The 15,823-nt window shown below is 47.0% G+C and carries 12 protein-coding genes; 6 read left to right on the top strand and 6 right to left on the bottom strand.

Going from position 1 to position 15,823, the window contains the following annotated elements:
• Nucleotides 1-145: 145 nt before the first annotated feature.
• A complete protein-coding gene (locus QUA70_RS05935) occupies nt 146-1,924 on the bottom strand; it encodes a peptidoglycan DD-metalloendopeptidase family protein (RefSeq protein WP_333327313.1) in 1,779 nt (592 codons plus the stop codon).
• A 431-nt stretch (nt 1,925-2,355) separates the two neighbouring features.
• On the opposite strand from QUA70_RS05935, the gene pgeF reads away from it, so the two are divergent.
• Together pgeF and QUA70_RS05925 are read left to right on the top strand one after the other, a co-directional pair.
• Nucleotides 2,356-3,234: a peptidoglycan editing factor PgeF gene (pgeF, locus tag QUA70_RS05930; protein ID WP_333327541.1), complete on the top strand. Its 879-nt coding sequence runs from the start codon at nt 2,356-2,358 to the stop codon at nt 3,232-3,234.
• A 244-nt stretch (nt 3,235-3,478) separates the two neighbouring features.
• Entirely contained in the window at nt 3,479-4,090 is a 612-nt protein-coding gene (locus QUA70_RS05925) for a CPP1-like family protein (RefSeq protein ID WP_333327310.1), read from the top strand.
• Between the two features lie 198 nt (nt 4,091-4,288).
• Here QUA70_RS05925 and QUA70_RS05920 read toward each other — a convergent pair whose 3' ends face one another.
• Entirely contained in the window at nt 4,289-4,987 is a 699-nt protein-coding gene (locus QUA70_RS05920; RefSeq protein WP_333327307.1) for an HAD family hydrolase, read from the bottom strand.
• 496 nt (nt 4,988-5,483) lie between these two features.
• Here QUA70_RS05920 and QUA70_RS05915 point away from each other — a divergent pair, with 496 nt between their 5' ends.
• Together QUA70_RS05915 and QUA70_RS05910 are read left to right on the top strand one after the other, a co-directional pair.
• A complete protein-coding gene (locus tag QUA70_RS05915) occupies nt 5,484-7,613 on the top strand; it encodes a diguanylate cyclase domain-containing protein (RefSeq protein WP_333327304.1) in 2,130 nt (709 codons plus the stop codon).
• Nucleotides 7,594-8,127 carry a GNAT family N-acetyltransferase gene (locus tag QUA70_RS05910; RefSeq protein WP_333327301.1) on the top strand — a complete coding sequence of 178 codons (534 nt, stop codon included), beginning with the start codon at nt 7,594-7,596 and terminating at the stop codon, nt 8,125-8,127. The genes QUA70_RS05915 and QUA70_RS05910 overlap by 20 nt, the downstream gene beginning before the upstream one ends.
• 20 nt (nt 8,128-8,147) lie before the next feature.
• On the opposite strand, the gene hppD is transcribed toward QUA70_RS05910, so the two are convergent.
• The 4 genes from hppD to QUA70_RS05890 form a co-directional block, all read right to left on the bottom strand.
• The gene (gene hppD / locus QUA70_RS05905) at nt 8,148-9,209 is read right to left on the bottom strand and encodes a 4-hydroxyphenylpyruvate dioxygenase (protein WP_333345551.1); all 1,062 of its coding nucleotides are present in this window, start codon (nt 9,207-9,209) and stop codon (nt 8,148-8,150) included.
• A 401-nt stretch (nt 9,210-9,610) separates the two neighbouring features.
• Nucleotides 9,611-10,318, bottom strand: coding sequence for an SDR family oxidoreductase (locus QUA70_RS05900; RefSeq protein ID WP_333345549.1), 708 nt, complete (start codon nt 10,316-10,318; stop codon nt 9,611-9,613).
• A 203-nt stretch (nt 10,319-10,521) separates the two neighbouring features.
• Nucleotides 10,522-11,931, bottom strand: a complete 1,410-nt coding sequence (locus tag QUA70_RS05895; protein WP_333345547.1) for an NYN domain-containing protein — start codon at nt 11,929-11,931, stop codon at nt 10,522-10,524.
• A gap of 42 nt (nt 11,932-11,973) precedes the next feature.
• Nucleotides 11,974-13,245 carry an APC family permease gene (locus tag QUA70_RS05890; RefSeq protein WP_333345546.1) on the bottom strand — a complete coding sequence of 424 codons (1,272 nt, stop codon included), beginning with the start codon at nt 13,243-13,245 and terminating at the stop codon, nt 11,974-11,976.
• Nucleotides 13,246-13,506: 261 nt separating this feature from the next.
• On the opposite strand from QUA70_RS05890, the gene QUA70_RS05885 reads away from it, so the two are divergent.
• Both QUA70_RS05885 and pstC read left to right on the top strand, forming a co-directional pair.
• Entirely contained in the window at nt 13,507-14,532 is a 1,026-nt protein-coding gene (locus tag QUA70_RS05885; protein WP_333327289.1) for a PstS family phosphate ABC transporter substrate-binding protein, read from the top strand.
• A gap of 174 nt (nt 14,533-14,706) precedes the next feature.
• The gene (pstC, locus tag QUA70_RS05880; RefSeq protein WP_333345542.1) at nt 14,707-15,636 is read left to right on the top strand and encodes a phosphate ABC transporter permease subunit PstC; all 930 of its coding nucleotides are present in this window, start codon (nt 14,707-14,709) and stop codon (nt 15,634-15,636) included.
• Nucleotides 15,637-15,823: the final 187 nt, after the last annotated feature.

Here is a 15,823-nt window from a genome sequence, read left to right as displayed (position 1 = left end):
ATCAGTTTTTCCTCGTTACCCTAAAAAGCCTGGTAACGAGGAAAAACAACGAGTTTGCGTGCTGGTTGCACAAAACATTAATTTTCTTGTGGGGTGCGCTTTTCGACCGTTCCACAAGAAAATTAATCTAGCCAATCCCCAATTTTTACCTGTTAGCTTGCTTCTGAATTTTGGGTTTGACTGCTTCGGCATCTTTGGGCTTAGAAGTGTCAGCTTTTAAGAGTTCCGGGAATGGCGGCTGGAGGTTGTGAACTTCGATGTCCATTCCCAGTGGCAGAGGTGGAAGCTGGGGCAGATCGTTTTCCAAATCCTTGAGTCCGCTAGCGGTTTGTATTTCCACCATTTTCGGCATTTGCGGTACTTTGGCGGTTTCCAAACTGCCGATCATTTTTGCCAGAGCGAATTCTAGCTGAGAGCCCGGGTCGATCGCCACCCAACCCTGGTCAGTCATTTGCCGAACCTCAAAGTGGAGGTGAGGCCCTGTAGACATTCCCGTACTGCCGACGCGGCCGATCGTCTCTCCCTGTTTCACGAACTCTCCCGGTTTCACAAACAGTTCCGAAAGGTGGGCGTAGAGAGTTTCCTGAGACTTTTTGCTGTGGTTGAGAACCACCGTCAAACCGTAGCCGCCCAACCAATCGGCGATCGCCACTTGACCGGCATAGGCCGCCAGTACGGGCGTTCCCATCGGGGCTCCCAAGTCAGTTCCGGTGTGAAACCTGCCGTAGCCCATAACCGGATGAGTCCGCCACCCAAACGGCGAAGTAATGGCCGAAGCAATAGATAGCGGAAACAGCAAGCTGGTGTTGCCATTTCCGGGGAGGCCTGCGGGGCGCGGCGTGAGATTGTAGTAAGCAAAACCGGTATTGCTGCCGCTGCTGACACTAACCGCACCGACTTGAACCGGCCCGAGTCCCATGCTGGGCGCTGGAGCGCCGCCGCCGTAAGATGCAGATCCGGCATAATATCCAGCGTCTGCGGAGTATCCAGCGTCTGCGGAGTAGCCGATGTTAGCCGAGTATCCGGCGTCTGCGGAGTATCCTGCGTCTGCGGAGTATCCTGCGCCTGCCGAGTAGCGCGGGGGTGCGTAGGCAGATTCCGGCGGGTTTGAACCCCTCCACACCTGGCTGCCTATTTGTTGAACGGCTTGACCGATTTTACTGACAGGATTCCCGCTACTATTTCCGGCCACAGTTTCCCGAACATTTTCTGGAATGCTTTCTGGCAGATTTCGAGGAGGAGGGGCTGCAATATAGCGATCGTCTGCGATCGGAGTTTCCTGTCTGTAGTTTGGTTCTCCGGCATCTGCCGTCACCGGCTCGGAAACAGGAGGAGGCGCGCACCAACCGCCTTCTCCTTCGCAGCCGGTAGATCGTTCTGCAAACTCTATTCTGGTTGGCGCTTCGTACTCGCTGGTAGCGCCAACACTGTAGTCTGTTTGGTCGATTTCAGCGTGGGCCGGGTTAACCGGTGCTTCAAAAGGCGGCTCCTGAGCCGTCGCTTCTGGCAGGGGAATCAGCGCGGGCTCCGGCAGATAATATTCGGTGGGAGGTGGTTCGCTGGCGTACTCAGGCTCTGACGGCGGTTGGGCATCGAAAGGCTCGGACGGTGGAACTTCTGCCTGCGGTTCAGGGTATGGTTCTGGCGACCCTTGGCTGTATTCGGGTTCCGGGGGCGGGAGAGGAGCTTCAAATAATGGCTGGAGTTCTGCTGCGCCGGGGACGGCTTGTTCTGCTGGCGGAGTTTCGGCTTGGGCCCAAACTACGCCTTTGCTGAGCAGTCCCAGACTGGCAAGGCAACCCAGTCCCACCAGCAGTGAGCGATCGGACAAAAGGCGCGATCGAGTCCGGGCGCCTGTAGGGTTCTTTTTTTGCTGTTTGGTGTTCAAATGGGCTGTTATTTGCTTGTCTGGAACTGGTTTCACGATTTTTTTTCCCAACTCAACAGGGGGCACAAGGATCTCGAAGTCAGGATCGAATGTATGGCAATCCTTGTCTTTATATACAGGCCTAACTGATTTTACCGGGCTTGAGGCAATTTTTTTTGCACATAGAACAAGCTCGAATGCCTTGCACATTCAGTCGCGATCGATATCCGGTTTTTTTGATCCCGATGGAACTTGCCTAGAAGTCTGTGACGGCCACACTGATGATAGCGCTTTGGCGTTCCTCTATGTTAATTAGTTGCCTATATTTCTCAGATTCTGCAAAATTTCGGCGCAGTCGGTCGTTGTCAAACCGCCAAGTCCTCGCGATTTTTTCCTTAAAGCTGGCGCTGCCTTTAAACTACGCGGACAAAATTGTTGATTGTTTAGAATACAAGCTAAATGATTCGCTTGGGGATGGATGGGTTTTCATGACTTTAGCTGGCGATCGCTTGACAAATTTTCCTGACTCTGAATGCGCCGGACAACCTGACGGTATCAGTTGGGACTGGCAGAGCTGGCAAGGCTTGCCTTATCTGACTTGTAGCTTGCTTTCTCGATGGTCTCACGGCTTTTTTACTCGCGATTTCTCGCCCCAGGGACCGATCGCTCTGACGGAAGTTCTCGAACCCGGAGCTAAGGTTTACCGACTCCAACAGGTACACGGCAATGCGGTACTCAAAACGAGTGAGTTGTCCCCGGTTGTGGCTCCGGGCCCGGAAACCGCTGCAGCAAGCTATGCTGAGGCTGATGGCTTGGTGGCCGAGCGAGAATTGGAGGCGCTGTGGGTTTGCTCGGCTGACTGCGTGCCGGTGCTGATTGCTGACGATCGCACGGGACTCGTTGCTGCAGTTCACGCGGGTTGGCGCGGGACTGCTGCTAAGATATTACCAGAGGCGATCGCTCAACTTGTGGCACAAGGCAGTCAACTAGAAAATCTGAAGATTGCTATGGGGCCGGCGATCGCTGGAGAGGTTTACCAGGTATCTGTGGAAGTAGCAGCGGAACTGGGAGCCACTATTGCTCCTAAGAGTGCCGTTAGTGCTACAGCCGACGGCATTCTAGAGTTTTTGCACCAACTGCCGGAAACGCCTGTCTTGGCCGATCCAGAACCGGGAAAGGTACGCTTGGATGTTCGCCTCTGCAATGCTTTGCAATTGCAGCAGTTGGGAATCGATTTTTCTCAAGTGGCGATCGCTCCTTTCTGTACTTATTCTGACTCGGCTCACTTTTTTTCGTACCGCCGCGATCGACTTAAAAAAGTCCAGTGGTCGGGAATTGTGAGCGCCGGCGGGACAAGTTCCTTCTGAGGGCATTTGGCAGAAGGTAAAATTTTAGACCGCCAAGATAAAAATAAAAATCTTTGGATTCATTATTTTTTATTTCCAAATGCCAAATGCCTTCTATCTTCTACCTTCCTAAGGTTTGCTGGTTCCTGTTTTAAAGCACCAAAAACTAGCAGCAAAACTTTTGGGAAAGCGGCGATCGCCCCCGCCCCGCTTTCCTCTCTTGTTAAGATTACTCTATAACGAGAGTCTTCAGCGGGTTATTACAATGAGTGAGCCAACTCCCTATCAACTGCTTGAAGTCGATGAAGATGCTTCCTTTGATGAAGTCCAAGAGGCCCGCATGCGCCTAGGTGAGCAGTACAGCGGTGACAAGAAACGTTTGGAATTGATCGAAGCAGCTTACGACGCCATCCTCATGGATCGCCTGCGGCAGCGACAGGAAGGTAAAATTAAAGTACCCGAACGCATCCGCTTTCCTGAGCGGCTGACGCCCCCGCCCGCAAGCTTTACTCCGTCTCCTCCGAGTGGCAGCCCAGCTTGGTTGCAGCGGCTAATCGATACTCCTAGTCGATCGGACATTTTGTGGCCGGCTGGGGTGTATGTGGGGTTGGGCGGACTGAGTATTTATCCGGCGGCTAATGATGGTTTACTACAGTTGACTCTGGCTCTTGGGGTCGGCTGTTGTCTTTATTTTGTTAATCGCAAGGAACAAAAATTTGGTCGGGCTGTGCTGCTGACTGTGGCTGGCTTGGTTATAGGTTTGTTGCTGGGAGGCTTTTTGGGTTCTTTGGTCAGTCCGGCATTTATAACAACAGAGAAATTTATCGCTTTGTTTACGTTTTTAATTCTGTGGCTGGTCAGCGGTTTTCTCCGATAGTCAGTTGACAGTTGACAGTTGGCAGTTGTCAGTTGTCAACAGTCATCAATCATTAGTCAACTATCAACTGTCATTAGTTATTGGTAATTGTTAATTGGTAACAATCAACTAACTACTAACACCTAAAACCTACGAACCAACCAATAACAATTAACCAATAACAATAATTAACCACTGCCAACAGTCAACAGTCAACAGTCAACTGACAACTGACAACTGATTATCTAAAATAATCTCAACTGCTTCGCTCAAATTGTTGGCAATTAAATCCGGTTGGTGCATTTCTAGTTGGGTACGATCGCGAATTCCGCACAAAACACCTATTACCTTGATACCGTGGGTTTTTGCTGCTACAATATCCGCCTCCGTATCCCCCACCATCCAAATGTCAGAAGCAGGCGGCAGTTCGGCGAGAGCTTTTGCCATCAACAGCGGCTTATCTTTGACATCCCCGGTTTTAACGTAATCGTTGGGGAGGCAATAGCGGCGGTTTTCTGGGAAAAAATGCCCTAAATTGCAGCGGTTGAAGGCTTCGTCTAGTTCCCTAACGCGGCGCATGGTCATCACAGCTAAGTCTACTCCAGCGCGCTGCACCTTTTCGAGAGTTTCCAGAGCGCTGGGGACTGGTTGATCGTAAATCATGTAGGGTAGGGTGTGGACGGTTTGACGGCGTTTCTGAGCAAAATCGCGCGCTTGGGCTGCGTCTAATCCTGAGAGGATGGCAATTTCGGTTTCGGGAACCCGCGCGCGCTTCATGTCCCAAAACTCGGCTTTGGGGAGTTCGCGCACTGGTTGGCCCGAACGCTTAGTCTCGGCGAGACACTCCTGGTAAACTCGGTAGTAGCGATCGGACACGTCCATGATCGGGCCGTCAAAGTCGGTAATAAGTCTCAGCATTTAGCAGAGTGTTTTTAAGTTTTTATACAAATTCTTCGATACTATATCATTTAAAGGTAACACTTTCTTTACAAAAATTGACACAAATACCTAGGGGAGGTAAGGTCTATAGGAATGGTGCTAATTAAAGGAAATTTTTGAATTAAACTGTGCTGTTCATCAACTTTAGCGGTTGTAAGCCATATCGGGGAATTTAAAATTAAAATGTGTCGCACAAATAGTGTAAACCGCTACATATTCTTCATAAATCTCAACCTCTATCGAGGCTGGTTTTGACTGCGCTTTCTCCAAAAAAGTTGATCCTATTAATATTTGGTTCCCTTTTTAAAATAAGCAAAAAACAGCTTGGAGAATCCCAAGTGTACTGTTTGCATAAATTAGCCAGCGGTAACAGGTGAAGACATATGCCAGTAGAAAAATTCCCATGATAAATCGCAGCCAAACAACAACTAACTTTACCGGCTAACCTTTGAGAGAGATGCTCTACAATAACGAGATGCTTCCAACATTGACTGTAGAGAGCAGCCCAAGAAGTATTAATATTCTTCTTTATAAGCTGTTATCCTTACGCAGGATTGAATACCTCACAGTCGATCGCGAACTTAAGATTAAAGAAATATCTGTGAAAGTGCAAGATTTTGCCTACATTCATGAGGAAGTAGGCGAAGGAAAAGACGTGCGCGATTGTTTTCCCGAATTAATGGGAATTGAAGGAATCCTGGAAGATATTATTGAAGAAAGACAGCAAGATTGCCAGTTAAAATCAATTAGCCGAGTTCTCGAAGACGGCTCTTATTTGTATCTAAATTTGTACATATTTGGTTATAAGGGACAAGCGAATGCTGACAGATTGATTATTTTATGCGAAGATGTAACAGATAGCATGGGAGCTCAGCCAACCATGCTTCAGGCTGCCAACAAAACAAGTATTAAAGGCGATCACGTAGCTGCTGCTGGCGATTATATTGACAAAATTATTAATTCCCTAGGCGATGTTTTGTTCGTAACAGGAACATCGGGCCAAATCAAAAAAGTGAATCAAGCTGCACAGCAATTATTTGGATATACCGAATCGGAATTAATCGGCCAATCCATATCCATGATTACGGCTGAGGAGGAATTGTTACGCAAAGTCAGCCAGCTACCTCCTGCACTTAAAAGCGAATATTGGCCTCAAGTAAAAGTAGCTTGCCAAACGAAAATAGGTTTAAAGGTGATTGTTGCGTTTTCATGCTCTAATTTTGAGACAAGCACAGGAAGCAAGGATGCAGATAGGGAGGTTATACAAGATTTTGTTTATATAGGCAAAGACATTACCAAGCAACAACGCATAAAAAAGTGTCAAGAAGCACAGTATGCTGTGACTCATATCCTGTCAGAATCAACTTCTCTAGATAGCGCAACTCCGAAAATTTTGCAAGCTATTTGCCAAAGTTTTGGGTGGGATTTTGGCGAACTTTGGACGCCTGCAGAGGGGGAGAAAGAAACTAGATTGGGTGAAGAAATAAAATCTGAAAAAGATCCGCTTTGGTGCCTGCCGCTTTGCTGTCCGATCGAGGAAAATCCTTGTTGGCGGCGGGTGGCAGTTTGGCAGGCAGCGGAGGAAGTTAGGGAGTTTGCCGAAAACGATCAGCAGATTACTTTGGCTGCGGGTGAGGGTTTGCCGGGAGCGGTTTCCAGAAGCGGTTCTACGCAGTGGATTACTGATCTTGTGGGCGATCGCAATTTCGTGCGATCGCGCTTGGCCGAGGAAGCGGGACTGCGATCGGGATTCGGTTTCCCCATTCACGCTAGGAGCCAAGTTGTAGGAGTAATGACTTTTTTTTGCCGGGAAGAACTGCCACCGGATCAAGATTTACTTCAGATCATAGCTGTGGTAAGTTCTCAATTAGGGGAATTTGTCAAGCGCAAATATGCAGAGAAAGAATTGCAAGAAGCTGAAGCTTCAATCCGATTTTTGTACGAACAAGAAAAACGTCAAAGTGAAGAATTAGCTCGGCAAAATTTAGCTTTAGAACAAGCCAAATTAGAATTACAAGCAGCGAACATGGAATTGCAGCGCCTCGCTTCGGTGGATGGATTGACTCAAATTCCCAACCGCCGCTGTTTTGACAAAAAATTGGAGTTACAATGGCAGTTGATGGAGCGAGAAAAAGAGTCGCTGTCTTTAATTTTGTGCGATATCGATTTTTTCAAACTTTACAACGATCATTACGGGCATCAAGGAGGCGACGAATGTTTAAAACAAGTAGCCGAGATTTTAGCTAGCAACGCTCAGCGGGCAGGAGATTTAGCCGCTCGCTACGGGGGCGAAGAATTTGCGGTAATTTTGTCACGAACTGATGTGCAAGGAGCAAAGCAGGTAGCTGAAGCAATTCGCAGCGGTTTGAAAGCAGCGGCAATTTTTCATGCTGCTTCCAAGGTAAGTAAGTTTATAACTCTTAGTATGGGGATCGCTACTACTGTACCTGGTGCTGGTTTATCGATTGAGGAGTTAATTGGACAGGCCGATCGAGCGCTGTATCGAGCTAAACTAGAAGGGCGCGATCGTATAGTTTGCCTAGACTTGAAAAGAGAATTTCAGGGCCCGAAAGGAGTATTTTCTGATGATTGTGAGAGAAGCTAAAATCGCTGACGCACCTGCAATAACACGGGTGAATCTAGATACTTGGCGGACAGCTTACCGAAAAATTGTACCAGCAGATTACCTCGCGCAACTGTCCTATGAAAAAGCAGAAAGCCGTTGGCAAGAAATCCTGACAAACGTCAAAAATACTGGGGTTTTTGTCTGCGTTGCTGAGAATGACTCGGAACAAATTGTGGGTTTTGCTGCGGGTGGTGGCGAGCGAACTGGCAAATATGTATATAAAGGAGAATTATTTGCCATCTATATTTTGGAGGAATATCAGCGTCAAGGAATCGGACGGCAACTCGTGAGAACCGTTGCCACAAAATTGGCAGAATTAAGTTTGAACTCGATGCTTGTTTGGGTACTAGGAGACAATTCAGCCTATAAATTTTATGAATTGTTAGGAGGTGAAAAAGTAGACGAACAGCAAACAAGTAGAGCCGGAGTTTCACTCAAAGAAATTGCCTACGGGTGGAAAGATATCGCACTGCTGATTAACACGCCTGTCTGACTTAAAAACTGGAACTTTTGTCAATCATCGATCAAACTTCCCCTCTTCATTTGTTCCCGTTCTATCGCCTCAAACAAAGCTCGAAAATTCCCCGCCCCAAAACCTCCAGCTTGCACCTGTTTGCCGTTAACTAAACTAACTCGGCGCTCAATAATCTCGAAAAAGAAAGTCGGTTCTGCAAAAATTGGCTGGGTAAAGATTTGCAGCAGCATCGCTGCGGGAGTATCTTCTTGCCAATCGGCCAAAACTTGACAAGCTGCAATTTCTTGCCAATCTGCGGGCAAATAGTTTTGTCGCTGCTGCAATTCGGAGTAGTATGTTGGAGGAACCGGTAGAAAAGGCAAACCGCACGATCGCAAATCGGCAACAACCCCCACGATATTATTAGTTTGCAAAGCCATGTGCTGAATTCCCGGCCCTCGATTTGCACTCAAAAACTCTTGAATTTGAGAATTAGCTGTTGCCGGTTCATTAATCGGGAATTGCACCCCACCTTCAGCATGCACCATAACTTGGCTCCGCAAAGCCGATTTCTCAGTCTGAATGTCAAAATTTTGCTGCGGTTGAAAAGCTAATATTTTTTGATACCAACTCACAGCACTTGACAAATCGCCCGATTCAACATTTAACACTACGTGGTCAATCCGGGTAAACAGCGGCCGCTGATCCGAAGCCGATAGCAGTGAATGGCTGCCAATTCGCTCAACGAGCGTATGGCTTAAATCTCCCCAGCCCGCGATTTTTGCCCGCTTAAAATAGCCTCCTGCGTTTAGGTCTTCTTGAATGGGTTCCAGGATTTTAGCGCCTTGTGCAGCCGCTCTAGCTATCGCTAATTCGATATTTTTTACCCGAAAACCTACATCGGCAATCCCTGGAGGATGAAACTTCAACCAACTAGCAGCGGGACTAGCGGGTGTCAGGGGCGAAGATAAAACAAAACATACATTGCCGCTGCTGACAGCTTCAGTGTGAGTGTGGCTATTGGCATAACCTGCTATTGATTGAAAGCCTAACTGGCTGACAAACCAGTCGCGGGATACTTTAGCGTTTTCAACGTAAAATTGAATGCGATCGAACTCCATAATCAATAATTGAAAATGGAAACTGAAAAATGGAAAATCTGTTGATTTTCAAGGCGAAACTGCAAGGGAGGGACTGAGTAATGGATATTTTTCATACTTTTTATTGCGCGCCCAGTTAATAATAACCTAAAGATTGAATATCCTCGCTCCCTCTGAAGGCAGAAATAAGTCGGCAATTAAAAGAAACCCCGTGTCTGCCATAGCTTCGCTTTGACCGCTAAGCTTTCGCCAATAGGACTAAGGCCAAAAAATGGTTTGACGTGCTACTTATATGGGTAAGGTGCGCGAGCCCGTGCACCCTACATAATTAAGTGCTGTACAAGTTCTCAAACCTAAAAATCTCATAATTTTTCTTGCCTGCAGCTTCCGCTGCCTTCTGCCTTCAAATCACTCCTCAATAGCTAAAAGAACAAATGACTTTCCGGCTGAATATTAATCTCCATCGGCACAGCTTGCGGGTGAGCCGAAAGAGCAAACATAATCGCATTTGCAGCAGTTTCGGTACTCAGCATTTTTGACCTGTCTACCTTCAAACTCACATTATCCCAAAACGGAGAATCCACCCCGCCAAAATAGAATAGTGTAAACTTAATGCCGTAGCGTCGCAGTTCATCTGCCATGCACTTGCTGAAACCAACTACCCCAAACTTTGAAGCGCAATAAGCGGTTCCCATCGCCATCGAATGCTTGCCCAAAATCCCGATGACATTGCAAATGTGGCCGGATTTGCGCTCTTTCATCACATTCGCCGCTGCTTGAGACGTGTAAAAACTGCCTTTCAAGTTCAAGTCAAGCATGGCGTCTAAATCCGCCGGTTCTAACTTGTTCCACTGCTTGAGAATTCCGGCACCGGCGGCGTTTACGAGAGCATCAATTTGTCCGAAATGTTCCACAGTTGTCTGCATCAGCGTCTCGACTTGCTGCAAATCGGTGATATCTGTGGGCACGCACAGTACCTCTGTTGCCGAAAGTTCGCTAGCTAAAGCGTCTAACTTGCTGCTGTCTCTGGCTGCGAGCACTAGCTTCGCACCCGCATCGGCGAGTTGGCGGGCCACCGCTGAACCGATGCCGCCAGTCGCACCCACCACAACTACAACTTTGTCCTGCATATCCCTTTACATATCTTTACGTCCCGATTGTATGATAACTCAAGTTGCTAGTAATGGGGATGCTTATATATTTTAATTTTTGGCGTTGCTGATTTACGGTATGAAACGTTAAATATGCCCGTCATAAAAACCAGTATCCACAAAGCTTTTGGATTTTAAAGTTATTTTTTTCATACCCTGATTAAGCAACGCCTAATTTTTAATTAATTGAGGGAAACTTGCCAGCCTTTGTCGGCTTTTTTTAGCTGGAGAGAAGCGCAGGATTGCAAAAATTTAGTAAATTTCCTACCGAGATTAAAATCTTTAATTATTTGGGTAATTTGTTTGCCGTATTGTCTGTGAAATTCGCTGCCTACATTGGAAAGAAATACAGAATTGTCAGGAGAGTTGCCGGTTAAGTCACCAACTATTTTGACAAGAGCTCTTTCCAAGTCTTCCAAAGAATTAATATCTGTCAAACTTGCAGGTGCTGCCTGGTGGTTATTCAGAGTTTCTTGGCTCAGTATTGGCGGTGGGGGCGACAATCTCACTTCAAAAAGAGTAACATAAGTTTGAGAAGTTTCTGATGGTTTGTGGAGGACAAAATCCGTGGGATATTTGAGAAAGATATCCCTGGTTTTAGTGCCGAGCAAATGATGGGCAACAACTTGATTGAGGACTAAACCATGATTCTCCTTAAATAAAGCTGAAACAGTAGAAAGTTTTATCCACTGAGCTGATGTGCGTTTTTGTTCTTTTTTGATTAATTCCTTTAGCTGAATAACTAATTGTTCTAGGGGTGTAATTTCCGGTATAGTTACCAGGGAATGGGTTTCCACTTGTCCGGTTTTGCTGTTTAAAACTATAATTTTATCTATTTGTTTGCGGACTTGAAATACGGTTAATCCGTGGGCTTGCAGTGTATTGCTGAGGTGAGTGAGGGCGCGATCGGACGAACAGACAAAAATCTCTTTGGCTGTGGGATAATGTACGAAAATCGATGCGCCGACGGTAGCCATTTTTAAGTCGGCGCTGTCTTTGCCGGGGGGGACGTGAATTAGTTGATAGCCCCGCTGGTGAAATTCGGCATCTTTCTTGCCCATGCTGCGCCAGTTGGCAAAGGCAACTTTGATTTGAATGGGATAGTTGCAAATTCCCTCTAGGAATTTTTCGGTTTCGACGGTGAGTTGCAAGTTTTCGACATCTAGCAGCAAGATAGCAATGCCGGCCGGAAGCGGGGCTGGTTGATTGGGTGTTGGAGTTGGAGGTTCTGAGGAAACTGAGTTTTCTGATTTAGCTGGTGCTGTTTGAGATTGGGCTAGCTGCTGAATTTTGGCAGATAATTTGCTGAATTGAGGTGAATTAATGAATTCTGGAACCAGCAGAATTTGTAGATATTTTTTCGCAGTCAGCAGCAGGGAATCTGTATCGCTGGCTACTGTGAAACTTTTTGTCAATTTTCCAATCAAAACTGACTGAAAATCAGGTTTTGCCCAGGGGGTGTTCCTGTATTTTTCAGCTATCCATTCGGGATGCTTTTCCTGAATGGTAATTAGTGTTTGAGCGATATAGCGACTGATGGCGCTGAATGCGGGAGATTCTTGAGTCGCAAGCTCGGGAGTTCGATCGGGCATGGCCCTCTACAATGCAGAATGCTGTTTCAATTTATCACAATTCTAGTTTTTCGCCGGGAGTCGGACGATCGCCCGCCAAATTAAACCGGCGGCAATTAATGCCAATCCTGTCAGCCAAATTTGCCTCTCCACCCAGAAAGCCAGAAACAGACAATTCCCCAAACCCACCCAAGCCAACCACTGCGGATAAAGCCTTTCGGCGGGGGAAAGTTGCAGCGCGGCGAGGTTGGTGATAGCGTAATATATCAAAACGCTAAAGGCGCTAAATGACCAAGTGGTCTTGACATCGCCGACGAGGATTAAAAGTGCGATCGTCACTTCCACAACCACCACAGCCACGTAGGGAGTTGTCCCCGAAGGATTCAGCCGCGCCAAGACTCTGGGCATATCCAAGCGCCGCCCCATCGCCAGCCAGATACGCGACAGCCCTAAAATTAAGTTCAGCAAGACTCCCAACATAGCGGTAATTGCACCGACGGCTAGCAGTTGAGAAACTCCTGGAATTCGGAAACTGCGGGCGATGACTTCCAGAGGTGCAGTCGTGCCACCTGTTTGTAAAGACAATTTATCGGCTCCCCCCGCGCCCGCGACAACTACTGCTACCCCGACGTAAAGCAGCATTGTCAGCACCAAAGTGAAAATTATGGCTTTGGGAATGGTTTCCCTCGGTTCCCGCACTTCTTCGCTCATTGTGGTGATTCGGGCGTAACCGCTATAAGCGACAAACATCAGGGCGGTGGCCTGGAAGATGGAGCCGATCGAGTTATGATTCTGTACGGTGGCCATTTCCCACTTTACCTCTGGCAAACCGACAGCAACAAACACCGCTAAGGATAGAAGTGTAACTGAGACTATGGCAGTATTGGCAATATTCGATCGCCTAATTCCCGTCAATACAATTAAAGTAATGGCGGCGAGGGCGACTAAAGCTGTTAGGATCAGGTAAGTGCGATCGGCTACACCAACTGCATTTAAAAAATACCCCGCAAAACCCAAAGCAGCAGTAGCCGCAGAAGCCGTTTTCGCCAACAAAAACATCCAGCCGGCAGTGAAACCCAGCCAAGGATTGAGATATTTGTAGCCATATTCATAAGTACCGCCGCTAACAGGATGATTGGCCGCTAATTGAGCGCTGTTAAGGCCATTGCACACAGCAACAAAAGCTGCAATACCTACGGCCAAAATCACTCCCGGCCCCGCAACTTCCGCCGCAATGCCGATACTCACAAATACTCCGGTACCGAGGATTGATCCCAGGCCCATGAGAGTTGCGCCGAAAACACCCAACTCTCGCTTCAGCAGTGGTGAAGACATTTTTGCAAAAAACCTTACAAAGTTTTCAAGACGATCGCAAATCGCACATTTAAAAAGACTATTGTCGCTGCCGTTTCTAGTTTAAGCTTTTTCCCGATCAATTTTATAGTCATCAAAAGCTTTGTTCAACAGTCCATTATCTCAGTTAGTGGGAAAAATTTAAACTGTTCATAATCTAAATTAATTCAAAATTTAAAGATCGACTGTTATCCTCCTATAGGATTCGCTGCTCATCATACTTAACGCACAGGATCAAATTATATGGCGCTCAATTTGATGAAATTTAAGCTTAACGGCTTGACAATAGCGGGTGCATCGGCATTTGTAGCTGCGGCGATCGGTATGTCAGTCCCAGCGATTCAGGCTCAAGGACAAAGAACAATTAAAATCGACGGTTCCAGCACCGTCTACCCGATTACCGAAGCTGTCGCCGAAGAGTTCCAAAAAACCAACAAAGGCATACAAGTTACCGTGGGCGTCTCCGGTACGGGTGGCGGCTTCAAAAAATTCTGCCGCGGCGAAACTGACATTTCCAACGGTTCCCGACCGATTTTGAAAGCGGAGATGCAGGCTTGCGCTCAAGCTGGGATTAAATATATAGAACTACCCGTTGCTTATGATGCTTTGACTGTCGTGGTTCACCCCCAAAATACCTGGGCGCAAAACTTGACAGTTGCCGAACTCAAGAAAATGTGGGAACCCGGAGCTCAGGGTAAAATCAATAACTGGAACCAAATTCGGGCAGGATTTCCCAACGCACCCCTGAAGCTGTTTGGTGCCGGTACTGCTTCTGGAACCTTTGACTATTTTACTGAAGCGATCGTCGGCAAATCTAAATCTAGCCGGGGCGACTACACGGCCAGCGAAGACGACAATGTGTTAGTCAACGGTGTTTCTCGCGACAAAAATGCCATAGGCTACTTCGGCTACGCTTATTACGAAGCAAATAAGGGCAAGCTCAAAGCAGTGGGAATTAATGGTGGCAAAGGTGCTGTATTGCCTTCTACGCAGACAGTACAAAATGGCAGTTATCAACCGCTATCGCGTCCTCTGTTCATCTACGTTAATGCCAAGTCAGCAGATAAGCCGGAAGTGAAGCAGTTTGTCGAATACTATATCAAAAACGGTGCTAAACTAGCGAGCGAGGTCAAGTACGTAGCTCTACCTCCCCAGGCTTATACAACTGCTATGAGTCATTTTACAAAGCGTCGTGTAGGCACTATTTTCGGTGGCGAAGAAGCTGTAGGTTTGACGATTGAGGAAATGTTGAAGCGCGAAGCCAGATAGCAAGTTTGTCGGTATTTATTTAGTCAGCAGTCATTAGTTACGGGAGTAAATCCAGATCGTGGCGCTGTATTTACTTACAAAAATTATATCTATATTTCGGGGTGCAAATCGGAGAGGCACGACTAATGACTGATGACTGATAACTAATAACCAATGACTAATTGTTGATAACTAATGGCTCAAAAATCACTGAAATTATCCAAACAAGCCGCGTTTTCCCCAAAGGTAGTGAGGGATTTACGCGAAGGCGCGATCGCCTTCTTGCTGTTCCTCGCAGCCTTTTCGTCGGTACTAACTACTTTCGCTATTCTTTACATCCTAGTTTCGGAGTCCTTGGGTTTCTTCCAAAAAGTTTCTTTGGTGGAATTTCTCACGAGTACAGAATGGACACCGCTGTTTTCCGAGCCTCGCTACGGGATTTTGCCCCTAGTTTCGGGTACTTTGGTAATTGCGGGAGTTTCAATGATGGTGGCAATTCCTATGGGTACAATCATTGCGATTTACCTGAGCGAATTTGCTGACAGTCGCGTGCGCGAGGTGATGAAGCCAGCGTTGGAATTGCTGGCGGGAGTTCCCACAGTAATCTACGGTTACTTTGCCTTCTTATTTGTAACCCCGCTATTGCAGAAAGTGCTGCCAGATTTACCGGGCTTCAATATGTTGAGCGCTGGATTAGTGGTGGGTATTATGATTGTACCCTTCATTAGTTCGATCGGCGAAGATGCAATGCGAGCTGTGCCAGTATATCTCAAGGAAGGCGCTTATGCAATGGGAGCAACACGATTTCAGACAGCAACGTCGGTAGTTTTTCCCGCGGCACTTTCAGGAATTTCTGCTTCTTACATTTTGGCAATTTCTCGCGCTGTGGGCCTTACAATGGTTCCCGCGATCGCCTCTGGTTTGCAGCCAAATTACACATGGAATCCAATGGAACCCGGTGCTACAATTGCTTCTTATATCGTGCAAGTTAGTCTCGGCGACTTGCCGCACGCCAGCTTAGAGTATCAAACAATTTTTGTGGCGGGGCTGACCCTAGTGTTGATGACTTTGATATTTAACATAATTGGGCATTTTCTGAGCAAGCGTTACAGGGAAATCTACTAATACTAAGTAATGGTAAAAAGCAAGTTTTGGTGAGTTTCCATAGAATCAGATCCCCCCTAACCCCCCTTAGTAAGGGGGGACAAGATTCTCGCTTTCAAAGTCCCCCTTCTTAAGGGGGATTTAAGGGGATCTAAAACATCGGTAAGTTCAAATTAAATTGGTATTTTGAGGCTGAAGTTAATCTAAC

The sequence above is a fragment of the Microcoleus sp. LAD1_D5 genome (assembly GCF_036702115.1).
Taxonomy (GTDB): domain Bacteria; phylum Cyanobacteriota; class Cyanobacteriia; order Cyanobacteriales; family Microcoleaceae; genus Microcoleus.
This window is presented reverse-complemented; position numbering and strand designations above follow the sequence as displayed.

Coding starts and splice junctions, on each gene's coding strand:
- pstC (WP_333345542.1), top strand. CDS start 14,707: ATGGCTCAAAAATCACTGAAATTATCCAAACAAGCCGCGTTTTCCCCA.
- QUA70_RS05885 (WP_333327289.1), top strand. CDS start 13,507: ATGGCGCTCAATTTGATGAAATTTAAGCTTAACGGCTTGACAATAGCG.
- QUA70_RS05895 (WP_333345547.1), bottom strand. CDS start 11,931: ATGCCCGATCGAACTCCCGAGCTTGCGACTCAAGAATCTCCCGCATTC.
- QUA70_RS05920 (WP_333327307.1), bottom strand. CDS start 4,987: ATGCTGAGACTTATTACCGACTTTGACGGCCCGATCATGGACGTGTCC.
- QUA70_RS05925 (WP_333327310.1), top strand. CDS start 3,479: ATGAGTGAGCCAACTCCCTATCAACTGCTTGAAGTCGATGAAGATGCT.
- QUA70_RS05890 (WP_333345546.1), bottom strand. CDS start 13,245: ATGTCTTCACCACTGCTGAAGCGAGAGTTGGGTGTTTTCGGCGCAACT.
- QUA70_RS05910 (WP_333327301.1), top strand. CDS start 7,594: ATGATTGTGAGAGAAGCTAAAATCGCTGACGCACCTGCAATAACACGG.
- hppD (WP_333345551.1), bottom strand. CDS start 9,209: ATGGAGTTCGATCGCATTCAATTTTACGTTGAAAACGCTAAAGTATCC.
- QUA70_RS05900 (WP_333345549.1), bottom strand. CDS start 10,318: ATGCAGGACAAAGTTGTAGTTGTGGTGGGTGCGACTGGCGGCATCGGT.
- QUA70_RS05915 (WP_333327304.1), top strand. CDS start 5,484: ATGCTTCCAACATTGACTGTAGAGAGCAGCCCAAGAAGTATTAATATT.
- pgeF (WP_333327541.1), top strand. CDS start 2,356: ATGACTTTAGCTGGCGATCGCTTGACAAATTTTCCTGACTCTGAATGC.